This window comes from Porticoccus sp. GXU_MW_L64 (assembly GCF_052983295.1).
Genome location: NZ_JBRKJK010000044.1, coordinates 1 through 1,178, shown reverse-complemented (window position 1 = coordinate 1,178; position 1,178 = coordinate 1). Strand labels below are relative to the sequence as shown.

Here is a 1,178-nt window from a genome sequence, read left to right as displayed (position 1 = left end):
GGCAACTCTGATTAATTCATCGTTTGAGCGATAATAGCAGCATATCCACAAACCAGAGATACCGATGCGCCAACAATCCCTGACAGATGGCTTTGAGAAACACCGTAAGAAGACTCGCAAAGAGCGTTTTCTTGAAGATATGAACACCATTATTCCCTGGGAAGGCTTGGTTGGTGCGGTTGAGCCCTTCTACCCAAAGCCCAAGGGAGCTGGCCGCCGCCCGATTGGCATCGAACGGATGCTGCGTATTTACTTCCTGCAACATTGGTTCAACTTATCAGACCCAGCAGCAGAGGAAGCGATTTACGATTCACGTGCCATGCGCCAGTTTGTGGGCATTGATCTGGGCAATGAACCAGCACCGGACGAGACCACTATCTGCAAATTCCGGCATTTGATGGAGCGTCATAATCTGGGCGATCAGTTCTTCCACCTGGTGAATGAGTATCTTCAGGAAAACGGCATGAAGGTCAGTCGTGGCACCATTGTTGACGCGACCATTATCAACGCACCGAGCTCCACCAAGAACAAAAAGAAAGAGCGTGACCCAGATATGCGTCAAACCCGCAAAGGCAACCAGTGGTATTTTGGCATGAAGGCCCACATTGGTGTGGATAGTCAGAGCAAGCTGATTCACTCAGTTGTCGCCACCTCAGCCAATGTTCATGACTCGGCAGTGGTTGGTGATTTGCTGCACGGCGAAGAAACATCCGTATGGGGTGACTCTGCGTACTCTGGCAAGAAATCAGTCATCAAAGCAGTAGCGCCAAAGGCCAGAGACTTTACCCAGAAGAAAGGCAGTCGCTATCGGAAGCTGACCGATCAAGAACGTTCAGCCAACCGTTACAAATCGAAAACCCGAGCCAGAGTTGAACACCTGTTCGGCATCATGAAAGGCCGTTTTGGGTTTGCCAAGGTGCGTTACAAGGGCATCGATAAGAATGCTCATCATCTGTTTGTGAGCTGTGCGCTGGCAAATATGGTGGTAGCGAAGACTCATTTGCTGAAACAGCCAGAGCTATCTCAGGCGTAGTGCGCCTGAGATATGGGGAGTAACCTCCAGCAAAGCAAACAAATGTGTAAATATCGAGTTATTTGCGCAAAATTTGGAGAAAACGAGCACCTGAATTTTTGAATTGCAGAAATTGGCGCTGCTTTATCAATTAATCAGATGTTCC

1 protein-coding gene is annotated in these 1,178 nt (G+C 48.8%); it reads left to right on the top strand.

Features of this window, described 5'->3' with window-relative positions:
- Positions 1-64 precede the first annotated feature (64 nt).
- Positions 65-1,033, top strand: a complete 969-nt coding sequence (locus tag ACVBEJ_RS14540; RefSeq protein WP_447130357.1) for an IS5 family transposase — start codon at positions 65-67, stop codon at positions 1,031-1,033.
- Positions 1,034-1,178 lie beyond the last annotated feature (145 nt).